Genomic DNA, 23,120 nt, shown 5'->3' on the forward strand with positions numbered 1-23,120 from the left:
TCAATCATTGCTTACTCGCTGCCGGGAAGGGGTTCACGAGGTCGGCGGAGTGGACCCAGCCGGTTGTTATTCGGCCTGGATTCTCGACATTCATTCGCGGGTCCGCGAAACGGACTAAAGAAAACTGGTCATGCGTCTGCAATACGATGACGCCGTTCCATTTTGTTAGATACCCCTTTCGCATAGTAAATTTTCCGTCATGGTAGTCATATAAATACGACTTTTCTTTTACAAGGCAAATGCCGATTGCTGGAATTTCCTTTTCAGAATAATAGCTGGTGGCACGAAAATCATTGGGATCGAAAGTGAATGTTCCCGTCGCATTCTCACATCCTGCCTGGGCGGTTGCCGTCTTGACTATCCATTCATTCTCGCGGCGGTATAAATTTCCGTCGATATCAAATGTCCGATCTCGATTGGAAAATTCAAACGAGTTTTCGCCTGGCGCGAATGTTGATAATTTTGTTTCTGTATATCCCGTGGCTTTCGAAGTCTGTGATTCTCTTCCATTTTGAAAAAAGAAAAAAAGACACGAAAACTTTGCATTTTCCCCGTCATAAAACCCGGAAACAACCTCACCATCACGAAATCCGATCAAATTTGGTTGATCAAATAACACAGCCTTGCCAGCATATGCGCTTGCAATCGATAGATACAATCCTGCAATGCTCACGATGAATTTATTTGAATTGATCATAATATTTTGCCAAGTTGCTTGCATAATTTGGGTTCTTAGTACGCCAGCTCGTGCCATTGTATGCATCCGCGACTTGTCCCCAATTATGAGTCTGCAGACCTTTGACGCAGTTTGGTTTGACATTTTTCATGAACGCAACAAATATCTCCGCTTGCCCATCCGTGCCCGAAATAAATTTATTAACAAACTCAAAAATCGTTGTACATTCACACGAAGAGTAATACTCGCCCAAAATCTGAAACCCTCCCCAAGAGCAAGCCATCAAAGCCACTTCAAAATCAAGTTTCGCGGCCCGGACTAGCTTCTCATATTGATGCAACCCACTAGGCCCGTAATTATCTCCACTCGAAAAGCAAAGCTCTGGAAAGCCTGGATATGGATTTTCGACAGGAGCAGTCTTCTTCTTTCCTCGCTGTTTATTCGCTCCGCCTTCACTTCTATCACTCGCGTTTCGCTTTTTTACCGCAAGATCAAAAAAATGTCGTCGCTCGTACAGTATCGCCGGAAGGCCATTCTCCAAATAAGGGTGACCTTGTGACTCCTGCTCAACAATCGCCTTGATAGCAGCAACCTCAACATTCAGTTGAGTTGCCATATTTTTATACTGATCTTCAGAAAACGTCGCTGGATTCGGATAATTTAGTCTGGACCCAAGGACATTCAGCACAACCGTTCTTGGCGCTCCAGTGTCTACCACCTTGTAATGGTGCTCGATGGTAATCTTCGTTTTCTTCTTGTGGGTCCGTTCATCTTCCGTCACCTCCTTCTTGCGCGTCGGAAAATCTTTTTTGACCTCACCCTGCTCGGTTACTTTCTGCGACCAGCCAATGTATGGGCCAAAATCCTTAACGAGGCGTTCGATGGTCATGACCTCGCCTTCCTTCACAACCGGCAAATCCAGATCCTGCTCAAGTTCATCCTTCGGCGTCAGCTTCGTCGTCGCTTCCAGGTGATACTCGGGACTGACAACGGTGAACGCGCTGATATCCTTTTTGGGCGTCACTGTCGCCTTCAACGCGTACTTCCCACTCCGGTTCTTTACCCAGACAGCAATTGGCTGGTTACGCGCGGCGTTCTGGATTGTCACGGCATATCCGTTAGCGTCTGTAACCACTTCCGCCCTGTTGCTTACCGTTGGCGCGGAAGCATCCGGCGCGGATGCCGATGCTCCACCAAGGACCGACGCTGCCTCCGCCGCAGACGCTTCACTAGGTGCGTATCTTCTGCTCAACCAGGGGCCGTCGCTGCCCTCCGCAGACCCAAATTTCCATTCAGGCGCTTGCGGTGCGCCCGCCCCTGCCTTAACCAGTACCGACAGTCCTTCAATCGGCTTTTTCAAGGTATCCCTGAACACGATTGTCACTTCCACAAAGGGCGACGGTGCAGCCCTGGTAGGGGCGGAAGCGGGAGCGTGATGCGGATGTGCCATTTATTCGCCTTGACAAGTCACTTTAAAAGAGAAGGTAGATATTCAAACCTGCGCCGGATCGTTTTCAGGTTCTTCATGGTCGTAGGCGTCTTCGACCACGCTCCAATTCCCGGCGCCAATTTCACACCTGACCTTTACCGATTCCGCTGTGCTGACGCTAAACGTCGAGCCTTCGACCAGCACGCCCTGCTGCTTGAGTGTGCCATCTGGCAGGTAGACACGGTACGGCTGGCTATTGAGAGCCAGTCCATCCCCCAGATTGGCGGCAACCGTACTCGCATCAAACGTCTGCGTATACAGTTCGTCCGCGTTCTGCTCAATTGGCACAGGCGGAAGCGATACGGGATTGCGCATCGATGCCTTGCCTTTCTTCTGCACCGTGATCGTCTTGATGAACAGGTCGAGCGGGCCACCCAGGGTGATGCTGCCGTCCTTCATGTGGATGAACGCACCGCCGCATTCGAGGATCAGTTCCTTCGCCGCGGACAGGTTGACCTTTCCATTGACGCTGGCAACGGTCACATCCTTGTCCGCAATGAATGACATGGCATCGCTCTGCGCCTGGAACTCCACGGGACCTTTCGCCGCAAAAATCTTGATGCCGAACTTCTGCGCGAACAGCGATATCCTTTCGCCCGCCGCGACCGTGAATCGCTTGACCACGCTCCAGTCGGCATTCTTTCCGGCCACTGCCGAAATGTCGCCCTGCGCCGACAACTGCACGCCGCCGCCCGCGACAAGCGCCGCCGACGCGGGCGTGCTCATTAGCAGGCCTGGATTTTTCAGGCCGTCCAGATCGTCCTTCATCTGCTGCTGCGCGTCAGTGTCGGCAGGCTCGGCCTTCGCACTGCTGGCGGTTGCGGCGAGCGCCTTGGCAAGCTCCAGCGCGCTCTCAAGCTCGGCCATGGTCTCCTGCATGTCGAGCTGCTTGCCGGTCGCGCCGGGACGGTCATAGGTCGTGACCATCATGCCTTTGCCTGCGCGAAGCGCCCCCCAGCCCGACGATCTCAGCTCATACCCTTCGCCCCGGTGTTCGAGCTTGTGATTGACGAGGTAGCCGAGATTCAACTGCGACTTGCCCGAGTGTTCGGTGCTGAGCTTGACGCCTTCCTGGCCCTCCCAGTCTTCCATGCGCAGCTTGTTGTTCTTCTGTGTGCGGATCGTGTTGCGCGACAGCCAGCGCCGGTCGTTCGTCACCAGGTCGCGCGCCTGGCTGTGGTGATGGAAAGCCGTGATTTCCGGCTTGTCCGGGTCCCCGTCCCTGAAGGAAATCACGGCTTCGTCGTTATCCAGCGCAACGAAGTGCATGCCGGTTTGCAGCTTGCCTGCGAACGGTTTCGCGAGACGTAGCGGCACACTCTCACCGCCGTTGGGCCAGGTGCCAAAGTCGGCATCAAGGCGCACCACGTAATAGCCCGCCGCGTTCAGGTAGCCATAGGTGTACTTGTCCGGACTGCAAATACGTGCGGACAGCGTTCCCGGAATTTTTGCCCAGGTTTCGGGCTTCAGTTCCAGCCGGAAACGCCGGTCGGCAGGGATCGCCTTGTAGCTGTTGGTGTAGGACGCGTCGCGCGCGCCGCTGTGCGTGACCTCGATCACGACCTGACCTTTGGGCGCATCGGGCAGCACGATATCCGTTTCGAGTACGCTCGCGCACTGCAACGCAAGCACGTTGCTCTCGCCCTCATACACGACCTGGCGCGCAATCGCCGCCTCATGCCTAAGCTGCGCCTCCCACTTGGCCCCGGCCTGGTCCAGGTGGTTCGTGCCATAGAGGTACGGCTGGCCGTAGGTGGTCGGGTCGCCTGGCGCGACATTCGCCGTGTCGCGCAAACGCTCCCAGGCGGCGTCCGGGTTGTAGTCGGCGACCATGAACGATTGCGACACCGTCACGGTATGGGTCCTGATGGCCGTGACGGCTTCCACCCCGTCCGCTTCGAGTCCCGCCGCCTCGCGATAAGGCACAATCCGTTGCGGCTCGTCGTAGCGGTAGTGGTCGATGTCATCGGCAAAAACGGTCATGTCGCCATGTTCCGTTTCCACGATATAGCTGTAGATGCCCGCCTTCTGCATCAGCATCTGGACATAGGCCAGATCATTCACCTGGTACTGGAAACGCCACGCATGAACCGGATACTGGCGGCGCAGGCGGAACGTCATCAGGTGAGCCGGGATACCGTGCCGGCCCAGGACGGCCTGGATGATCTGCGGTGTCGTGAGGTGCTGGTAAGGCTGGGTGGTCGTGACGGCCTCAAGCCGTCCGAAGTGCGACTTCAGGACAACTTCGTAATTGACGAAATCCTTCGTGGTCTGCACCGTCGAGAAGCGCGCGATGAATCCCGAGAACTTCCGTACGGTCCCGTCCACGGCCACGATGGTGAACACCGCATCGAGGTTGAGATAGTCAGAGCGCAGCAGTTGCTGCGGGTGGGTCAACTCGATATGGACGACGTTGGGTTCGCCCATCGTCTCGGTGGCCGTGAACGAAACGACCGATAAGGCTGACGCGCTGTCGGTGCCTGGCACCGACAGGTGGTACGCCTGGCGTCCCGTGATACCCTGGCTTAACGGGTCGAATTCTGCCACTCCCTGCTCCTTGAAAAGACCAGCGACACAGCATTGGCTGCAAAACCCGTTAACTAACCATTTAGATTTCGCGAGGTCAACGGAAACAATGTGAGATAGGCGCATCTTGACAATCATTAAAGAAAATCCGGCACATGTGATTCATTGCGCATCAGAACGGCTCCGGTCGCCCTCGCCTGGCAAGCGACTTGACACTTCCTGCCGCCTGTCAAAGAAAAACAAGACAATCAGCACGACACCCAGCAACAAGGCGCAGGCGTCGCGGGGGATCGCTTTTCTTCATGTTGTGTCCTTCTTTTTTCGTTGGAGTAAAAGAAGGCCCGCCCGTTGCCGCAAAGATGGGGGGCGGGCACAGTGGCAGGGGTGGAAGACCGGCGTTGAAAACAAACCGGCAGACGCTTCCGGGTCTCCCTGCCACGGCCCGCCCACAGATAGACAGACGCACGAAGGCAGACGCACACCTGCATAGGCAGGCGTGCGGGTTTCAACTCTTCAGGCTTCCACACCTGAGCCGTCGCTGTTTTGACGGCGTTGCGATTAACGACCCGGCGCTGCCGACGCCGTCCGTCAACATGTGGGTCAAGGGCCGCGGCACCGACTCGTATCGCAGCAAGCCGCGCGTGATGGGCGAAAAGTTCAGCCTGCTGCATCAGTACATGTACGTGAACGCGTGGTGGGACAAGCTCGGCTTCAACGGCAAGGCGCCGCTGTCCGACACCGACATGCAGTCTTACCTCGACGCTTTCCCGCACTACACGCTGACCTGGTACAACCAGCCGAGCGATACCGCGCATCCGTATAGCGCCGCGCTGATCACGGTGCGCGACGGCAAGCGCGTGATCAACCTGAACCTGAGCCAGGCGCCCGACTACAACTCGTACACGCCGTACTATCCGGCGCCGTTCTCGGACAATCTCGCGTATGGCACGACTGACCTCGGCTATGCGCTGATGATTCCGCAGGTCACGTACAACGGCAAAACCTATATCCCGGTCACGTACTACAGGAATCTGAACGTGCAGGAAACCAATGGTCAGGTGGTCGTCACGTTCGACACCGCGAAGTTCAGGCAAGCGGCCAAGAACGCGTTGTACACGACGGCGAATAGCGACGGCTACTCGGTCAGCTACACGAATAGCCCCGCGACGAACTACGCCGCCATGGATTTCGATAGTTGCGCGCCGTCACAGTTCGATACGGTGAACGGTGCGACGAACCCGCTGTCGACCACGCCGATTGGACAGTTGCACTCCAACTTCGCCTGTACGACCAACCCGTTCGCGTTGTCGGGCGGCGCCAGCCGTACGCTGACGTGGACGCTGAAGTACGCTGATCCGGCCTGACAGCGGCAAGCGCCTTCCTTCCTGTTTTCAGGCTGGAAGGCCTCGTTCGATGGTTGATACGGGTAGCAGCCATACCGGTAGCAGAACTTGGACTTCGCGAGCGAAGTCGGCGAAGGCAAGCGGCCTCTCGATAGTGCGCGCGCGGCGTTGAATGCCGTTATGCAGCGGGTCAACCCGGCGTCAGCTGAAAAGCGCTGATCGAGAAGTCAGCGTGCGAGCAGCGGTTCGCCACGCCGAAAAAAAGCCCGCTTCCGCGGGCAACCCTTCTCTACGCGGCAGCGCCACGCGTGAACAGCATCACCCCTTCGTCGCGCCAAACGTCAGGCCCGCGACGAAATGCTTCTGCATTGCAAAGAACATCATGACCGATGGCAGCGCCGCCAGAATCGATCCTGCCGAAACGAGATTCCACGCGGTCGTCCACTGCCCTTTCAGCGCGGCCACGCCGACCGTGATCGGCGCGGCGTCATCGCCTTGCGTCAGACACAAGGCCCAGAAATAGTCGTTCCACACGAACGTGAACACGAGGATCGCCAAAGCCGCGAGCGCCGGACGAATCAGCGGCAGCACGATCCTGAAAAACACGGTCCACTCGTTCGCCCCTTCGATGCGCGCCGCCTCGACCAGCTCGAATGGCAGCTGCTTGATGAAGTTGCGCAGAAACAGCGCGCAAAAGCCGGTCTGGAACGACACATGAAACAGAATCAGCGCGCTCACGGTATTGAACAGACCGAGTTGCAACGACAGATCCCGCACCGGAATCATCAACACCTGAATCGGCACGAAGTTGCCCGCGACGAACGTCGCGAACAACGTCGAATTGCCGCGAAAGCGATAGATCGCCAATGCAAAGCCCGCCATCGCCGCGAGTGCGATCGAGCCCACTACGGAAGGAACCGTAATCAGCACGCTATTCCAGAAGTAATGCAGCATCGGCGACGTCGTCAATGCCTCGCGATAGTTATCGAACATCGCGAAGTGCTTCGGCCATCCCCAGTAATTGCCCTCGCTAAGTTCTTCGGTCGAACGCACGGACGTGACCAGCACCGCGATCATCGGCAACAGCCAGATCACGAGTGCAATCGGCAACGTCAGTTTGTATGCGCGGCGCGTGGCCGGCTTCCATTTGTCGATTGAAATCGGAAACATCAGCGGCTCCTCATTGCTCGGCGCGCAGCATCCGCCGCAAGTGATAGACGATGTACACGAGCATGATGCCGAACAGCACCACCGCGATCGCCGCCGAATAGCCGATGCGGTAGTACTTGATCGCCTGGTCGTACATGAAATAGGCGAGCACCGTCGAGCTTTCGAACGGACCGCCGCCCGTCATCACCGAAATCAGATCGAAGCTGCGCAGCGCGCCGATGATCGTCACGACGATCGCCATGAACGTCGTAGGCCGCAACTGCGGCAGGATGACATGCCAGAGCATCGACCAGCCCTGCGCGCCTTCCATTCGCGCAGCTTCGATCTGCTCGGCGTTCAACGTGGTCAAGCCGGTCAGATAAAGAATCATGCAGTACGCGGTTTGCGGCCACAGCGCCGCGAACACGATGCCGAGCGTCGCATAGCGCGGATCGCCGAGCACCGGCACGCCGTGGCCGAGCATCATCGCGAGCAGGCCGAAGGTCGGATCGTAGAACCATGAAAAGATCAGTCCGACCACGACGCCCGACAACACGAATGGCGCGAAAAACAGCGACTTGACGATGCGGATGCCCGCCACCGCCTGATTCAGATACAGCGCGACGGCGAGGCCCGTCGGCGGTGCGAGCAAAAACAGCACGAGCCAGATCAGGTTGTTCTTGAGCGCCGTATAGAACGTGGGCGTATGGACCAGCTCGATGTAGTTCGCGAGGCCGACGAAGGTCGGCTCGGTCATCCCATCCCAGTTGAAGAAGCTCAGGCGGATCGTCGAGAGGATCGGCCACACCACGTACACGGCCACCATGAAGCAGGCCGGCGCGAGAAACAGGAACGCGGCGCGCCGCTGCCGCCGTGCGGTCGGCGTGGGGCCGCGCCGGCGCGACGCGACGGACGCGCCGCTCAGCGCACCGCCCGACGCCGGCAAGCCCGAGCCGCCGGGTTCAACAGGACCATCGACGCTATGACGGCTGACGGAATGCGACACGATCAATCTCCCGATCCAATCCGATGCATCGGGCAGCGGCCTTGCGGCCGCCGCCGCTCACTTCTTGTAGATACGCTGACGCGTCTGCTCGAGCTGCGCGAGGATGTCGTCCAGTTTCGACGGATCGGAGACGAACTGCTGCATCCCCTTCATCCCTTCATCGGCCATTTCCTTCGTCATGTCGCGATCGTAGAACTGCGCAATGCCGCCCTTCGTGTTCGACAGGATCTGGAAGCCGATCTTCGAAATCGGATCTTCAGGTTCCGGCGATTTGCTGTTCGCCGACAACGAGCCGAGTCCCTTTGCGAGTTGCGCACCGATCTGAGGCGTCTCGACGAACGCAAGGAACGTGTGTGCATCGGACTTGTTCTTCGCTTTCGACGGAATATGCAGCGATTCGACCGGTCCATCCTCGGCGGTCGGCACCTTGGAGTCGATGATCGGGAACTGGAAGTACCCCATTTGCGGCTTCACGTTCTCCGGGAAACCCGCCGCAATGAACGTCCCCATCAGCATCATGGCCGCCTTGCCCTGGAACAGGAACGGCTGCACCGCGTCGAGATCGTAGGACAGTGAATTGTTGATGAAGTAGCCGTCGTCGATAAGTTGCTTCCACGTCGTATAGACCTTCTTCACGCGCGGATCGGTGTACGGAATTTCGCCGGCCATCAGCTTCTGGTGAAACGCATTGCCGTTCAGGCGCAGATCGAGATAATCGAACCAGCCGGCCAGCGTCCAGGCATCGCGGCCCGCCACCGCGATCGGCGCAATGCCGGCGGCCTTCAGCTTTTTCGCGGCGTCGAGAAACTCGTCCCACGTTTTCGGCTCGCCCTTGATGCCGGCCTTCTCGAACAGGTCCTTGCGATAGAACATCCCCCACGAGTAGTACACGGTCGGCGCGGCATACTGCTTGCCCTTGTACGACGATGCTTCCTTCGTCGACGCATACATGTCGTTCCAGCCGTTCTTCTGCCAGTCGCCGGTCAGATCCTCGAACAGGCCACGCTGCGCGTAATACGCCATACGCTCGCCGTCGTGCCAGTTGACGATATCTGGCGCGACAGTCGAAAGCCAACCCGGCAACTGAACCTTGTAGGCTTCCTCATCGATGAACGATACCTTCACGTCGACCCCGGGATGCGCCTTCTTGAACTCGTCGACCACCTGCTGCCAAACCGCGCGCTGGCCCGCGCCCTTGTATGCGATGTTCAGCGCGAGCGTGCCCGCCTGCGCGGTGCCGACGACCGAGGTCCCCGCGGCAACCGCGGCCAGCGCGAGCGCCAACAGAATCTTGCGTGGTTTCAGTTTCATCCTGACTGTCTCCTTCATTCCATGGTTTTTACGTCGTTGTCGCTTCTATATCGAATGACTGCGTGGAATCGCCAAGGCCGGACTTCTATTGCGAGCGGTAGACCGCTACCCCTTGCGGCGCCACCTCCCGGGAGCCGATCACGAATGCGTCGTCGGAAATGTCGTCGAGCGTGTGGGTTCGATCGCCATAGTTGAACACATACGTCAGTCCGCCGCGACGGCTGATGCGCACGCTGTCGCCGAGTGCCTGCGTTTCGAGGCCCGCTTCCTGCGCGATACGCGCGAACAGGCGCACGGTCAAGGCGTCGTCGAACAGGCTCGCAAAGTAGTGATACGCGCCGCTTCGCACGTACGCGGGGTGACCGTCCGCGAAACGCGCGCGCACGTCGAATGAAGATGATGCATCGCTGTCGATGAAATCGCGCCAGTGTCGCGCGAAGCCCTCGGCGGCACCGCCCTGCTGTTCGAGCACCACCGCTTCGGTCACGTTCGGCCGCATCGATTCGACGCGCCACACGCGCAGCGGCAGCACCGACGTCAATGCGCCAGGCGGCAGATTCGCCGGAATCCGCAGCTCGCGCGTCTTCGAGCCGGTGCGTGGACCGAACACGACCTGCGCGCCCGAGCGTGCGAGACGTTCGGCGAAATCGTCGGGCACGACCGGCAGTGGCGGCACGACGACGAGGCTATAACCATCGAACGATGCATCGGCCGGTACGACATCGACGTCGAGTCCGAGCGCGCGCAAAGCCGAGTAGTACTCGAATGCGAACCGCGGATAGTGAAAGTCCGCGCCCTGCGGATGAATCTCGAACAACCACTTCGCTTCATAGTCGTAGACGAGCGCGACTTTCGAGCGGATCGACGCATTCGCGTCGGCACTCGCGGCGAGCACCGCGTGAATTTCCGACGCCACCCGCGATGCTTCATTACCGCCGACGTCGAGCCGGTTATCGGGCGTATTGAGGCCCGCATGCATCTGCTCCTGCGCGAACGGCGCCTGACGCCAGCGGAAATACGACACGCAGCCCGCGCCGTGGGCGAACGCTTCCCAGCTCCACAGCCGCACCATGCCCGGCAGCGGCGCCGGATTCCACTGCGCCCAGTTCACCGGTCCCGGCTGCTGCTCCATCACCCAGAACGGCAGCTTCGACATGCCGCGATACACGTCGTGATTGAACGACGCGAAGTCCGGATGACCAGTGCGCAACCAGCGCGCCTTGATGTCCGGCGCGAACCACTGCTCTTCTAGCGCGCCGAGCGGATAGCTGTCCCACGTTGCGACGTCGAGATCGGCCGCGACCTTGTAGTGATCGAACTCGGTGAAGAGCTGCATGAAGTTGTGCGCGACCGGCCGCCCCGGCGAATGCGCGCGAATGATCTCGACCTGCATACGGTTGTAGCGCGCCACTTCGTCGGATGCGAAGCGCCGGTAGTCGAGACGATGCGAAGGATGCGCCTCGGTCACCGTGCCGACCGGCGCGTCGATTTCTTCGAAGCCGCGGTACTCCATGCTCCAGAACACTGTGCCCCACGTCTCGTTCAACGCCTGGATCGTGCGATAACGCGCCTTCAGCCATTCGCGAAAGCGCGCGACCGCGGCCGGCGAATAGCTGACCACCGTGTGATGACAGCCAAATTCGTTATCGGTCTGCCAGAAAGCGACCGCCGGATGATTGCCGTAACGCTCGGCCACCGCCGTGCAAATACGACGCGACGCCTCGAAATACGCGGGCGACGAGAAGTCGTAATGACGCCGCGAGCCGAACCCGCGCGGACGTCCATCGGCGCCGACCGGCAGGATGTCCGGATGACGATCGATCAGCCACTTCGGCGGCGTCGCGGTCGGCGTACACATGACGACCTTCAGGCCAGCCGCGCCGAGCACGTCGACGGCGCGATCGAGCCAGCCCCAGTCGTATTCGCCGGGAGTCGGCTCGATCCGGCTCCAGGCGAATTCCGCAATCCGCACCTGCTCGATGCCGAGCGCTTTCATCCGGCGCGCATCGTCGTCCCACATCGACTCGGGCCAGTGCTCCGGGTAATAACAGACTCCAAGACGCATCCCTATGTCCCCAATGTTTTTCAAGCGTAGTGTTCGACGGATTCGAGCGACGCGGCCGCGAAACCGTCCTCGGTAAACAGATGACAGGCCGTGGACGGCACCCGCAGGCTCGCGCGATCGCCTGGAGCGAGGCGCGTGTTGCCGGGCGCCTTGGCGATCAGAACGGCGCCGCCGGGTTGATCGAGGTGCACGTAGCTGTGTTCGCCAAGCTGCTCGACGAGCGATACGGTGCGCGCGAGCGCGCCGTCTTGCGACACGCCCTCATTCGTCGTGGCCGCTGCATCGACGAACTCGAGATGCTCGGGACGCACGCCGAGCGTGACCGGCTGCGCTGGCTGCAATCCGGCGCTGCTGACCGGCACGCGCACGTTCTCGCCGGTGTGATCGAGCGTGACGAGCACGCCCTGCGCATCGAGTGACGCCACCTTGCCCGGCAGGAAATTCATTCGCGGCGAGCCGATAAAGCCGGCCACGAAGCGGCTTTTCGGGCGGTGATACAGCTCGAGCGGGGCGCCGATTTGCGCGATGCTGCCGTAGCGCTCGGTGTCCTTGCCCGAATGCAGCAGCACGATCTTGTCGGCGAGCGTCATCGCTTCGATCTGATCGTGCGTCACGTAGACCACGCTCGCCTTCGCAAACTGCTTATGCAGACGCGCGATTTCGACGCGCGTTTGTCCGCGCAAGGTTGCATCGAGATTGGACAGCGGTTCGTCGAACAGAAACACGCCGGGCTCGCGAACGATCGCGCGGCCGATCGCGACGCGCTGCCGCTGCCCGCCCGACAGCGCCTTGGGCTTGCGCTCGAGCAGTGCCTCGAGTTGCAGGATGCGCGCGGCTTCGCGCACCTTGCGCTCGATTTCATCCTTCGGGGTCTTCGCGAGTTTCAGGCCGAACGCCATGTTCTCGAACACGCTCATGTGCGGAAACAGCGCATAGCTCTGGAACACCATCGCTACGCCACGCTGCGCGGCCGGCACGTCATTGACGATCTTGCCGCCGATCGACAGGTCGCCGTCGGTCACATCTTCGAGTCCGGCGATCATGCGCAGCAGCGTGGACTTGCCGCAACCTGAGGGGCCGAGAAACACGCAGAACTCGTTTTCGCCAATGTCCAGATCGACGTTGCGAATCACCGGCGCACCGTCGCCATATGCCTTCTGCACGCCTCGTAACGAAATGCTCGCCATTGCATCGACTCCGTGATTTAATCGGCGCGAAGTCGGAGATTAAGCGCTTAATCAGCGTGACCGAAAAATCGATCGCAAGCGATCGTTGGGTCTGTCTCCGATATCGTTTTGTACCTTGGTTTGACGACAGATGTTGCCGCGCCTCGCGCCGCGACGCAAATGTCGGACAGCCATCCCAAATACTGACCATATCATGCCCACACTCAGCGAAGTCGCGCGTCATGCCGGCGTCACGCCAGCCACGGTGTCCAACGTGCTGCGCAATCGCGGCCGCGTTGGCGAAACGACCCGGCAACGTGTGCTCGAGGCAGTCGCGGCGCTCGGCTATCGCCCGCATCTCGCCGCGCGCGCGCTCGCCGAGGGCCGTGCGCCGACGCTCGCGCTGATGGTGTCGAGCATCGCGAATCCGTTCTATCCGGAGTTCGCGCTCGCGGTCGAACGCGCTGCGCGCACGAGCGGCCACTTCGTGATCATCTGCAATACCAACGACGATCCGCTAAGCGGCCGCGCGTACCTCGACCAGATCGCCGGCACCTTGTCCGAAGGCGTGCTTGTGACCAACGCGAACCTCGATTTCGCCGATCTGCACAAGACCGAAGCGCGCGGCACGCCGGTCGTGCTGTGCATGTGGGAGCGGCCCACCGAGCCGCCCGGGCTGCCGTGCGTCGCGGTCGATTTCCGGCTGGCCGGCCAACTGGCCGGCGAGCATCTGCTCGAGCTCGGGCATCGGCGCTTTGGTGCGATCGTCGGCAGCAAGGCGTCGGGCATTCACGCGGCGCGCTACGAAGGTTTCGTCGACGCGTTGCGCGCGGCCGGTGTGACGAGAAATCGCGTGCGGCACGCGCTCGACACGATCCACGGCGGCTACCTGGCGGCGCGCGCGCTGCTCGAAGCCGATCCGCAACTAAGCGCGATCTTCGCGACCAACGATTTGCCTGCGCTCGGCGCGATGCACGCGGCCGCGGATCTCGGCCTGCGCGTGCCGGACGATCTGTCCGTGATCGGCATCACCGACATCCAGCTCGCGCGCGAGTCGCGCCCCGCACTGACGACGGTGGCGGTGCCGACGGTCGAGGTCGCCGGACTTGCAGTGGAACTGCTGCGCGAGCTGATCGAGACTTCCTACGGACAGCCGGGACGCGCCGCGCGGGACCTGCCGGCGCACGTGCCGATGCGGATTTCGTCCGAGCTGAAGCTGGTCGTGCGCGCATCGACGGCCGCACCGCGTTCGCGTTGATGTGGCGGTTACAGCCGCGCCGCAACGTTGCAGTCCGTAGCAGTTGGACCAGGCTCGGCCAGCTTGCCGCGCGTCAACTCGCGTGACGGGGCCGGCGCGCACCGACCGCCAACGCAATGCAGGCCAATACCGCGGAAACCGCCGCGAACGCGACGTTCGCCCACAAATGTCCGACCCGGGTCGACAGCAGCGCTATGCCGACCGCCGGCAACGAGTTGCCGGTGTAACAGCAGAGCAGATACGCCGATAGCAATTCGGCGCGTTGGTCCGCGGGCGCGATCCGGTTGATCTCCTGCAAACTGCCGCGAAACCCGAGCGCCGCGGCGATGCCGCACAGCGCCGTCGCCGCGCTCAGCACTACGATCGACGCGGCAACCTGCGCCCACAGCAGCAACGCGAGACTCGGCGGCAACAGCCACAGTCCGGCGAACATCGCGGTGCGAGCGGCGAGTTTCGACGTGACCATCACGGTGATCGTGCTCGCGGCGAACAGTTCGGCGACGAGCGCCCCGCTCAGCGCGGGGCTGTGCAGATGCATGCTGTTCGCGATCAGATTGGGCAACAGCGCCGCGAAAAAGCCGAGCAGCGCGAAGGTCGCGAATGCGGTGACGGCAGGCACGACGAATGCCACGCGCAATTGCGCGGGCACGCCGATGCGTGGCGCGAACGACACCTGTGCAAACGTCCGGGCGCGCGCCTGGACCGTTTCGCATGCGAGCGCCGCCAACGCCGCGGTGACCAGAAGCGTCGACAGATAAACGACGAACACCGTGCGCAATGGCCAGGGCGCGAATTCCGCGAGCAGACCGGTCAGCAGCGGTCCCACTCCGAGCCCAGCCAGATTGACCGCCGCGGCAAGACGGCTGGCGGGCGCCTTGTCGGCGCCGGCGTGCAATTCCGCGATCCACGCGGTCGCCGTCGCGGCACCGACGCCGATCGCAAGGCCGCTCGCCGCTCGGGCGACGAAAAGCCACGTCGCATGCGTGGCGAACAGAAAACACATCGTGCTCGCGATCGCGGCTGCGAGCACGAGCAGACTGACCGATCGGCGCCCGGCCTGGTCGGACACGCGACCGAATAGAAACAAAGCGCCGAGATTGCCGATCACGTAGGTCGCGTACACGAGCGTGATCGTCAGATCGGACAAGCCGAACCGGCGTTGATAGAGCGGATAAAGCGGCGTGACCATCGTGCTGCCCGCGTACAGAACGCCGATCACGAGGGCGGCGGCGATCAGCGATGCGCGGGAGCCGAGTCGTCGCTGCCACCAGTGCGAAGGCATGGGTCTCTCCGAAAGGTTCGCATTCTGTCGAGGCGAGCAAGCGCTGTTCCGCCGCAACCTCTCGCAAACATTCAGCGCCCACCGAAAAAGCGCGTTACGCACCGCGAATTGCGTGGAAAAACCATCGTTTATATTTCAATCAGCTTTCATATGGGCCAGGACTTTCCCCAAGCCGAGAAGCGCCGCTTCGCACTGCAACACAGCGCCAAAGCGTTACCACACAAGGCTATCAGCCTGCACGCGGTTCGCGGCGCGGCGAATTTCCGCGCTTCACATTTCCTTGACGAGCGGTCGCGCGCCTGCTGTACTAAATCAACCAAAGTGATTTAGGCGATTTCCTTCGGACCACATTACGTCGAAGCGCCATCGCCAAACGTCAAGCCCGCAGCTTCGCAGTTTCGATCTATTTGCAGTCCCATACGTCGTTGCCAATAACCGGAGGAGCGTCTCATGAATCTGAATTCCCACAGGCGTCCTGTCGCCAGGACAATCGCGTCGATGTGCGCCGCGGCAGCGGCGCTGTGGTGTGCAAGCGCGAGTCAGGCCGCCGACCAGCCCGTCATCGGCCTGATCACGAAGACCGATACGAACCCGTTCTTCGTCAAGATGCGCCAGGGCGCGGACGCGGCCGCTTCGAAAGACGGCGCGAAACTGGTCACGGCCGCCGGCAAGTTCGACGGCGACAATGCGAGTCAGGTCACCGCGATCGAAAACATGATGACGGCCGGCGCGAAAGCAATCCTGATCACGCCGAGCGACACCAAGGCGATCGTGCCGAGCATCAAGAAGGCACGCGCGGCCGGTGTGATGGTCATCGCCCTCGATACGCCGACCGATCCGCAGGACGCAACCGACGCCCTGTTCGCCACCGACAACTTCAAGGCCGGCGTGCTGATCGGCAAATATGCGAAGGCCGCGCTGAACGGCAAGCCCGCGAAGATCGCCACGCTCGATCTCGCGCCGGGCGTGTCGGTCGGCGTGCTGCGCCACAACGGCTTCCTCGAAGGCTTCGGCGTCAAGGAAGGCGATCCGTCGATCGTTTGCAGCCAGGACACCCGCGGCGATCAGGCGAAAGGTCAGACGGCGATGGAAAACTGCCTGCAGAAAGCGCCCGACATCAACGTGGTCTACACGATCAACGAACCGGCCGCGGCCGGCGCGTATCGCGCTCTGAAGGCAGCGGGTAAGGACAAGGGCGTGATGATCGTGTCGATCGACGGCGGTTGCGAAGGCGTACGCAACGTGAAGGCCGGCGCGATCGCGGCGACCTCGCAGCAGTATCCGCTGAAGATGGCCGCGCTCGGCGTCACCGCCGGCGTCGACTACGCGAAGACCGGCAAGAAGGTGTCCGGTTATCAGGACACCGGCGTCACGCTGATCACCGACAAGCCGATGTCCGGCATCGACAGCAAAGACACGAAGTTCGGCCTCGACAACTGCTGGGGCAACAAGTAACACGCATTGCACAGCGGCCCATTGCGCGTCGCACCGGGCCGCCAATTGATTTGCCGCGTGACCTTCACGTCACGCTCATGTACCGAGGACTGCCATCATGTCGACCCCTTCCGCGCCCGCCGGCCGCCCGCGCCCGTCTTTCACCGAGCACCTGCCGTCGCTGTCCGAAATCGGACCGCTGATCGCGCTGGTACTGGCCTGCGCATTCTTTATCTCGCAGAGCAGCCGCTTTCTATCGTTCCAGAACCTGTCGCTGATCCTGCAACAGACGATGGTCGTCGCGGTCATCGCGATCGGCCAGACACTGATCGTGCTGACCGGTGGCATCGATCTGTCCTGCGGCATGGTGATGGCCTTCGGCTCGATCATCATGACGAAGTTCGCGGTCGTGCTCGGCGTGCCGCCGATCCTCGCGATTCTGTGCGGCATCGGCGCCAGCACCTTGTTCGGCTTACTGAACGGTCTGTTGATCACGCGCATCAAGTTGCCGGCGTTCATCGTCACGCTGGGTACGCTGAACATCGCGTTTGCGCTCACGCAGATCTACTCGAACGCGGAAAGCGTGTCGAACCTGCCCGATGCGATCATGTTCCTCGGCAGCACGTTCAGGCTCGGACCGGCGGAAGTCACGTACGGCACCGTGCTGACGCTGCTGATGTATCTGGCCACGTGGTTCGTGCTGCGCGACACGGTGCCCGGCCGGCATCTGTACGCGCTCGGCAACAACGCCGAGGCCGCGCGACTGATGGGCCTGTCGTCGCAGCGGATTCTGCTGACCGTCTACACGCTTGCCGGCGCGATCTACGGCATCGCCGCGCTGCTGTCGGTAGCGCGCACCGGTGTCGGCGATCCGCAGGCCGGGCAAACCGAGAACCTCGACAGCATCACCGCGGTCGTGCTCGGCGGCACGAGTCTGTTCGGTGGACGCGGCTCGATCGTCGGCACCTTGCTTGGAGCGCTGATTGTCGGCGTATTCCGTAACGGCCTGACGCTGATCGGTGTTTCCTCGGTGTACCAGGTATTGATCACCGGCATCCTCGTGATTCTCGCGGTCGCCGCCGATAAACTCTCGCACCGCGGCCGTTGATCCCGCACAGGAGCCCTCTCATGTTGACCTCCGCCTCCCCTTCCACGTCCGCTCCGATGCCGGTTCTGCAGGCACGCGGGCTCGTCAAACGCTACGGCAACGTGACCGCGCTCGACGGTTGCGATTTCGAAGTGCTGCCCGGCGAGATCCTCGCGGTGATCGGCGACAACGGCGCGGGCAAATCGTCGCTGATCAAGGCACTCTCCGGCGCCACGGTGCCCGACGAAGGCGAGATTCTGCTCGACGGCAAACCGGTCAAGTTCCGCAGTCCGCTCGATGCGCGCGCACAAGGCATCGAGACCGTGTACCAGGAACTCGCCGTCGCGCCGGCGATGAGCATCGCCGAAAACCTGTTTCTCGCCCGCGAATTGCTGAAGCCCGGCTGGCGCGGCTCGCTGTTCAAGATGATCGACAAGCGCCGCATGCTCGAGGAAGCGACCGCGGCCATGAAGGATCTGCAAATCGGCATCCGCTCGATGCGCCAGGCGGTCGAAACGCTGTCCGGCGGCCAGCGCCAGGGGGTCGCCGTTGCACGCAGCGCGGCATTCGCGCGCCACGTGGTGATTCTGGACGAGCCCACCGCCGCGCTCGGCGTGAAGGAAGGCAACATGGTGCTCGAACTGATCCGGCGCGTGCGCGAGCGTGGCCTGCCGGTAATTCTGATCAGCCACAACATGCCGCACGTGTTCGAGATCGCGGACCGCATCCATATCCAGCGGCTCGGCCGGCGCGCGGCGCTCGTCAATACGAAGGATGTGCACATGTCGGAAGCGGTCGCGATCATGACCGGCGCGAAGACAGCCGACGTGAAGGCGATCGCATGACGCGCCGCTCAATCCGCTGAGCCACGAGGCCGGTACACGACAATGGACACCCCCAGCACCAGCAGGCGTTCGCCGGTCAAACGCACGGTCGGTTCGAATCAGGTTGGCATGCGGCAATTCAACGAGCGCATCGTGCTGCAAACGATCCGCTTGCATGGACCACTGCCGAAGGCCGAGGTCGGCCGCCTCACGCGTCTTTCGATGCAGACGGTGTCGATGATCGTCGACCGGTTGATCGCCGACGGCCTGCTCGAAAAGCACGCGCGCCTGCGCGGCAAGATCGGCCAGCCGTCGGTGCCGATCGCGTTGTGCGCGGACGGCGCGTACACGATCGGCATCAAGGTCGGACGCCGCAGTCTCGACGTGCTCGCGATGGACTTCGCCGGGCGCATCGTATGCCGCGACGTATTCGAGTATGCGTATCCCGATCCGCGCGCGCTGTTCCCCGCGCTCGAAACCAAACTCGCGCGCGTGAACCAGACGCTCGGCGCGAAGGCGGACAAGGTGGTCGGCGTCGGTGTCGCCGCGCCGTTGTGGCTCGGCGGCTGGCGCGACTTTCTCGGCGCGCCGCCCGACGCGCTCGACGCCTGGAACGACATCGATCTGCGCGCCCGCATCGCGACGATAACCGGCCTGCCCGTCGAGTTCGCCAAAGACACCACGGCCGCGTGCGCGGCCGAACTCGTGATGGGCCAGGGCCGCGGCATCCACAACTTCCTGTATCTGTTCGTTGGCACGTTCATCGGCGGGGGTCTCGTGATCGACGGACGTCTGCATGGCGGTCCGCACGACAACGCGGGCGCGGTCGGTTCGATCCCGCTGCGCGAAGGCAGCGCACGCAAACCCGCGCGGCAGTTGCTGCACGCGGCATCGGGCTTCGTACTCGAACAACTGTTCAGCGATGCGGGCGCGCCGGCGGCCGCGGCGCATGATCATCGCGCGTTGTCGCCCGAGTTGTGGCGGCATACCGAGCGATGGCTCGACACCGCGTGCCCGGCGATCGCGAACGCGCTAACCAATGCGGCCGCGTTGCTCGATCTCGAAGCCGTCGTGATCGACGGCGAGTTCGACCGGCTATTGCTGCGCGAGATCATTCGTCGCACCGAGCGCGTGCTCGATCGTTTCGAATGGGAAGGGATGGTGCGGCCGCAATTGCTCGAAGGCGCGATCGGCGCCGACGCCCGCGCGATGGGCGGTGCGATTCTGCCGCTATATGCGCATTTCGCGCCGGTTCATGAGCTGTTCCTGAAGCCGGCGGCGTCGGAGACGGGTTATGACGAGCGGTGAGCGATTCACTGCGCGGCAACTTTCGTCGCAGCAGGCGTCGATCCCGCCGGCGCCGCCGTCACGGTTGTTTGAACCGGCTTGTCGAGCAACGGCTGCAACGCCGGTGCCATCGACTTCAGCAACTGCACCGCCAGCGCGCTCGTGAAGTCGTAACGCGCGGCATACGGCTCGTGCACCCATGCGGTCAACGTGCCGTAGAAGCGGTCGCCGAGAGCGAACACGAAGGTCGCGCTGCGATTCACCTTGCGCGACTCGATCAACCGCGCGCCCTTCGCGTACACGTTCAAGCGCTGATCGCCGGTGCCGGTCTTGCCATAGACTTCGAGCGTTTCGCCGTTCGGGAACGTCATGCCTTGCGCGAGACGCCTCGCGGTGCCACCCGTCACGACGTCGCGCAACAGCATCCGCACCTCCCCGGCAATCTCCGGCGACACCTGCTGCTGCGGCGCGACCACCGCGCGCCTGAAATGCGTTTCGTACGGCGTATCTTTCGCGAAGTCGATTTGCGTCAGCGTTTCGGTAGGCACCTTGTTGCCGCCGTTCGCGATCACGCCGATCAGTTGCGCGAGCGCCGCCGGACGATCGCCCGACGCGCCGATCGCCGCCGCATACGACGGCGTCAGCGACGCGAACGGATAGCCGAGCGCTTGCCAAGATTTGCCGATCGCGTCGTAGGCGCGCAGCTCGACCATGCGCTTGATGCGGTGATCCTGGGTCACGTGATAGCGCGTCTTGAACAGCCACGAGTAAGTCGACAGGCGCACGTCCTGGCTCGCGGCTTCGATCTGCGCAAGCGTCGCATCCGGATGCGAACGCAGGTAGTTCAGCGTCCATAGTTCGAGCGGATGCACACTCGAAATATAGCCGCGGTCGTTCAGGTTGAAGCGGTTGATGCCGTACTTGTCGTACAGATTCGCGAGATCTTCGTCGTCGAGCATCGAAGCCGCCGGCGTGTTCTTCAGCGCCGCGTACATCATCCTGTTGAACCACGCGTTCGATTGATCCGGCGCGACGCTGCGCAACGCGGTCGCCACTTTCGGGGGCGACTTGCGCACCCCGAGCAGCAATAGGGTGATCTGCTGATCAGGCGTCTTGCCGTGGTACTTCGTGTAGAAACGCTTCATGTACACGCGGCTTTCCTGATCGGCGAAACGCGTCAGGTACATCTTGCGGGTCGCCGGATCGCCGAGCCATTGCGACGACGGCCCGGTGGTCTGCACCATTTCATAGTGCACGATATCGCGCATCAGTCGCACGAACACGAGGTTCACCGAATGCTGGAACGCGCGATGCACGGTCAGGATGCGGCTATTGTCGTCGGACTCGAAGTTCGCGAAAGTCTGCGCGCCGCCGCCCGTAAAGAACGTTTCGCCCGGGCTCGCCGAGTATTTGCGCTCGACGGCGGCGTCGAGCATAGGCTGCAACGAACGGTCGCGCGTGTGCAGCAGATAGTCGATCGCCCAGCGCGTCAGCCGATCGTTCGGATCGGGCGTGATCGCCTTCAGCTCGGCATTGCTCAGCGATGCGTAACGTGTGTGCAAATCGCTGACGATCTGCAGATACGTGACGACGGTTCGCAGTTTCGCGGTCGAGCCGAGGTTCAGGCGCGCGCCGGAATTGATGTCGAACGGCTGGTTCACGCTATCGGTCTGCACGCGCACGAGGTTCGCGTCGCCGTGCCGCTCGAACAGCGTGAAGCTGTAGGCGATATGCGACGGATCGTCGGACCCGCGCAACATTTCGTAGCCGACGAGACCCGCGGCCTTCGCGCCGTCTTTCGTCGCGGCGGCGGCGAGGCGCTCGGCAACGGCTTGTTGCACGTCATTGTTCAGCGTGCCTGTCGCCTGCACGTCGAGGCGGTCCAGTTCATAGAAACTACGCACGCCGAGCGCGGCGAGCAGATGCGAGCGCATCGACGTGACGGCCTTGCGCGACACGAACGAACCGAGATCCGGTGTGCTGCGCGGCGCGCGATACAGTTCGACGTGCGCCGCCAGCGCCGCGTCGCGCAACTGCTCAGTGATCACGCCGCCACTAGCGAGCAGCCGCAGATAGCTGTCGGTCAGCCGTTCGAGCTCGGGATAGCCGCGCTGCAGAAAAAACGACGGCGCGCGCTGCGCGATCATCAGCGACAGCACTTCGCGAAACGCCAGACCCTGGTCGGGCAGATTTGCATCGGTCGACGGCGCCTTCAGCAGCCGGTTGGTCTCGCGGAAATCGCGCCCATACCAGGCGGCGAGCCCATCGCCGATACCGTTGATTTCGCCGACGCCGGGCTGCGCGGCAAGCGGCACCGAGTTCAGATAATGGACTACGATCTGTTCGCGCGCGGGCAGCGTTTGCGGCCCGTTCAGATAAGCGCGCACCGACGCCGACGCGATTTGCCGCAGCTTTTCCGGCGGCGTCGCGGTGCGGCCCCCCGCCGAGTGACGGAATTTCTCGATCTGCGTCGCGAGCGTGCTGCCGCCGGGCGTCTGCTGATGACGATTGAACACGCGCGCGCCCTGGTCGACGAGCGCGCGGCTGAAGCGCCCCCAGTCGATCGCCGGATTGCGGTTCGGCTGATCCGGATCGAGCAGATAGCGGTCTTCGATGAACAGCAGCGAGTCCACCATGAGCGGCGGAATCGCGCCGAAGCTGTCGTACACGCGACCGGGAAACTGAGCGCTGTATAGCGGCACGCCGGTGCCGTCGAACAGTTGCAGGCCGGCCGTGTCTTTTTCGTCGTAAGGCAGGAACAGGCCATCATCGGCTAGCGAAAGCATGCGTTCCGAATCGCGCGCCTGCGAGCTGATTTCGAAGCCATGTTGCAACAGACGCTGCTGGATAGCCGGCAACAGCGCGTAGCCGAGGCGCGCGTCATACGGGCCCTTGTCGGCTTGCGGAAAGCGGATGGAATGACTGGGACCGTCGGTGACCGAAAAAGCGACGTCGCGGGTCAGCTCGGAAAGGTACCGCGCCTGCAGTCGCGAGGTCTCGATCTCGATCTGCACGAGCCGCGCAATCAGCGCCACCGCGAGCAGCAAAAACGCGGCAAGCCCCCATTTGAGCCAACGCCAACTCCGCACGGGCACGGTGCTGGTCACGCGAAGCGGAAACCGAAGCGGTGGCCGATTCATGGCTGCTCTCCCCGAGCGATGGCCAGGGTGTCGAGCCTGGCTCAGTTCATTCAAACCAGTGTAGCTCGGAACGAGAA

16 protein-coding genes and 1 pseudogene are annotated in these 23,120 nt (G+C 61.8%); 7 read left to right on the forward strand and 10 right to left on the reverse strand.

The genetic code is table 11. The features are described from left to right. Window positions 1-4: 4 nt before the first annotated feature. The 3 genes from OKW45_RS10030 to OKW45_RS10040 are packed head-to-tail and all read right to left on the reverse strand — an operon-like array spanning window position 5 to window position 4,652. Window positions 5-721: a hypothetical protein gene (locus tag OKW45_RS10030; protein WP_429467707.1), complete on the reverse strand. Its 717-nt coding sequence runs from the start codon at window positions 719-721 to the stop codon at window positions 5-7. Continuing rightward, window positions 681-2,126, reverse strand: coding sequence for an N-acetylmuramidase family protein (locus tag OKW45_RS10035; RefSeq protein ID WP_429467710.1), 1,446 nt, complete (start codon window positions 2,124-2,126; stop codon window positions 681-683). Before OKW45_RS10035 ends, OKW45_RS10030 begins: the two co-directional genes overlap by 41 nt. A 42-nt stretch (window positions 2,127-2,168) precedes the next feature. Continuing rightward, window positions 2,169-4,652, reverse strand: a complete 2,484-nt coding sequence (locus tag OKW45_RS10040; protein WP_429469328.1) for a type VI secretion system Vgr family protein — start codon at window positions 4,650-4,652, stop codon at window positions 2,169-2,171. A gap of 602 nt (window positions 4,653-5,254) precedes the next feature. Here OKW45_RS10040 and OKW45_RS10045 point away from each other — a divergent pair. After that, window positions 5,255-6,055, forward strand: a pseudogene (locus OKW45_RS10045) (hypothetical protein); the annotation flags it as partial. A gap of 297 nt (window positions 6,056-6,352) precedes the next feature. Here the strand turns inward: OKW45_RS10045 and OKW45_RS10050 are convergent. The 5 genes from OKW45_RS10050 to OKW45_RS10070 form a co-directional block, all read right to left on the reverse strand. Further along, window positions 6,353-7,204 (reverse strand): carbohydrate ABC transporter permease, encoded by an 852-nt coding sequence (locus OKW45_RS10050; protein ID WP_429467712.1) that lies wholly within the window; start codon window positions 7,202-7,204, stop codon window positions 6,353-6,355. 10 nt (window positions 7,205-7,214) lie between these two features. Then, window positions 7,215-8,189: a carbohydrate ABC transporter permease gene (locus tag OKW45_RS10055; protein ID WP_429467715.1), complete on the reverse strand. Its 975-nt coding sequence runs from the start codon at window positions 8,187-8,189 to the stop codon at window positions 7,215-7,217. Between the two features lie 57 nt (window positions 8,190-8,246). Next, window positions 8,247-9,500 carry an ABC transporter substrate-binding protein gene (locus OKW45_RS10060; RefSeq protein WP_184007362.1) on the reverse strand — a complete coding sequence of 418 codons (1,254 nt, stop codon included), beginning with the start codon at window positions 9,498-9,500 and terminating at the stop codon, window positions 8,247-8,249. 85 nt (window positions 9,501-9,585) lie between these two features. Further along, complete coding sequence (locus OKW45_RS10065) at window positions 9,586-11,565, reverse strand: beta-galactosidase (RefSeq protein ID WP_429467718.1); 1,980 nt, start codon at window positions 11,563-11,565, stop codon at window positions 9,586-9,588. Window positions 11,566-11,585: 20 nt separating this feature from the next. Beyond that, complete coding sequence (locus OKW45_RS10070) at window positions 11,586-12,752, reverse strand: ABC transporter ATP-binding protein (RefSeq protein WP_429467721.1); 1,167 nt, start codon at window positions 12,750-12,752, stop codon at window positions 11,586-11,588. A 193-nt stretch (window positions 12,753-12,945) separates the two neighbouring features. On the opposite strand from OKW45_RS10070, the gene OKW45_RS10075 reads away from it, so the two are divergent. Then, window positions 12,946-13,989 (forward strand): LacI family DNA-binding transcriptional regulator, encoded by a 1,044-nt coding sequence (locus tag OKW45_RS10075; RefSeq protein ID WP_429467723.1) that lies wholly within the window; start codon window positions 12,946-12,948, stop codon window positions 13,987-13,989. A gap of 73 nt (window positions 13,990-14,062) precedes the next feature. Here the strand turns inward: OKW45_RS10075 and OKW45_RS10080 are convergent, their stop codons facing one another. Beyond that, window positions 14,063-15,271: an MFS transporter gene (locus OKW45_RS10080; RefSeq protein WP_429467726.1), complete on the reverse strand. Its 1,209-nt coding sequence runs from the start codon at window positions 15,269-15,271 to the stop codon at window positions 14,063-14,065. A gap of 108 nt (window positions 15,272-15,379) precedes the next feature. On the opposite strand from OKW45_RS10080, the gene OKW45_RS10085 reads away from it, so the two are divergent. The 5 genes from OKW45_RS10085 to OKW45_RS10105 all read left to right on the forward strand — a co-directional run bounded on the left by OKW45_RS10085 (window position 15,380) and on the right by OKW45_RS10105 (window position 19,924). Further along, window positions 15,380-15,601: a hypothetical protein gene (locus OKW45_RS10085; protein ID WP_429467728.1), complete on the forward strand. Its 222-nt coding sequence runs from the start codon at window positions 15,380-15,382 to the stop codon at window positions 15,599-15,601. A 120-nt stretch (window positions 15,602-15,721) separates the two neighbouring features. Continuing rightward, complete coding sequence (locus OKW45_RS10090) at window positions 15,722-16,726, forward strand: sugar ABC transporter substrate-binding protein (RefSeq protein ID WP_429467730.1); 1,005 nt, start codon at window positions 15,722-15,724, stop codon at window positions 16,724-16,726. A 97-nt stretch (window positions 16,727-16,823) separates the two neighbouring features. Beyond that, window positions 16,824-17,813: an ABC transporter permease gene (locus OKW45_RS10095; RefSeq protein WP_018423405.1), complete on the forward strand. Its 990-nt coding sequence runs from the start codon at window positions 16,824-16,826 to the stop codon at window positions 17,811-17,813. A gap of 20 nt (window positions 17,814-17,833) precedes the next feature. After that, window positions 17,834-18,637 (forward strand): ATP-binding cassette domain-containing protein, encoded by an 804-nt coding sequence (locus OKW45_RS10100; RefSeq protein WP_026226333.1) that lies wholly within the window; start codon window positions 17,834-17,836, stop codon window positions 18,635-18,637. 42 nt (window positions 18,638-18,679) lie between these two features. Next, a complete protein-coding gene (locus OKW45_RS10105; RefSeq protein ID WP_429467733.1) occupies window positions 18,680-19,924 on the forward strand; it encodes an ROK family transcriptional regulator in 1,245 nt (414 codons plus the stop codon). 5 nt (window positions 19,925-19,929) lie between these two features. On the opposite strand, the gene OKW45_RS10110 is transcribed toward OKW45_RS10105, so the two are convergent. Continuing rightward, entirely contained in the window at window positions 19,930-23,043 is a 3,114-nt protein-coding gene (locus OKW45_RS10110) for a transglycosylase domain-containing protein (protein WP_429467735.1), read from the reverse strand. Window positions 23,044-23,120 lie beyond the last annotated feature (77 nt).

It is taken from the genome of Paraburkholderia lebeckiae, from assembly GCF_050436225.1.
Classification (GTDB): Bacteria; Pseudomonadota; Gammaproteobacteria; order Burkholderiales; family Burkholderiaceae; genus Paraburkholderia; species Paraburkholderia tuberum.

Coding starts and splice junctions, on each gene's coding strand:
- OKW45_RS10030 (WP_429467707.1), bottom strand. CDS start 721: ATGCAAGCAACTTGGCAAAATATTATGATCAATTCAAATAAATTCATC.
- OKW45_RS10035 (WP_429467710.1), bottom strand. CDS start 2,126: ATGGCACATCCGCATCACGCTCCCGCTTCCGCCCCTACCAGGGCTGCA.
- OKW45_RS10050 (WP_429467712.1), bottom strand. CDS start 7,204: ATGTTTCCGATTTCAATCGACAAATGGAAGCCGGCCACGCGCCGCGCA.
- OKW45_RS10060 (WP_184007362.1), bottom strand. CDS start 9,500: ATGAAACTGAAACCACGCAAGATTCTGTTGGCGCTCGCGCTGGCCGCG.
- OKW45_RS10065 (WP_429467718.1), bottom strand. CDS start 11,565: ATGCGTCTTGGAGTCTGTTATTACCCGGAGCACTGGCCCGAGTCGATG.
- OKW45_RS10070 (WP_429467721.1), bottom strand. CDS start 12,752: ATGGCGAGCATTTCGTTACGAGGCGTGCAGAAGGCATATGGCGACGGT.
- OKW45_RS10075 (WP_429467723.1), top strand. CDS start 12,946: ATGCCCACACTCAGCGAAGTCGCGCGTCATGCCGGCGTCACGCCAGCC.
- OKW45_RS10080 (WP_429467726.1), bottom strand. CDS start 15,271: ATGCCTTCGCACTGGTGGCAGCGACGACTCGGCTCCCGCGCATCGCTG.
- OKW45_RS10090 (WP_429467730.1), top strand. CDS start 15,722: ATGAATCTGAATTCCCACAGGCGTCCTGTCGCCAGGACAATCGCGTCG.
- OKW45_RS10095 (WP_018423405.1), top strand. CDS start 16,824: ATGTCGACCCCTTCCGCGCCCGCCGGCCGCCCGCGCCCGTCTTTCACC.
- OKW45_RS10100 (WP_026226333.1), top strand. CDS start 17,834: ATGTTGACCTCCGCCTCCCCTTCCACGTCCGCTCCGATGCCGGTTCTG.
- OKW45_RS10105 (WP_429467733.1), top strand. CDS start 18,680: ATGGACACCCCCAGCACCAGCAGGCGTTCGCCGGTCAAACGCACGGTC.
- OKW45_RS10110 (WP_429467735.1), bottom strand. CDS start 23,043: ATGAATCGGCCACCGCTTCGGTTTCCGCTTCGCGTGACCAGCACCGTG.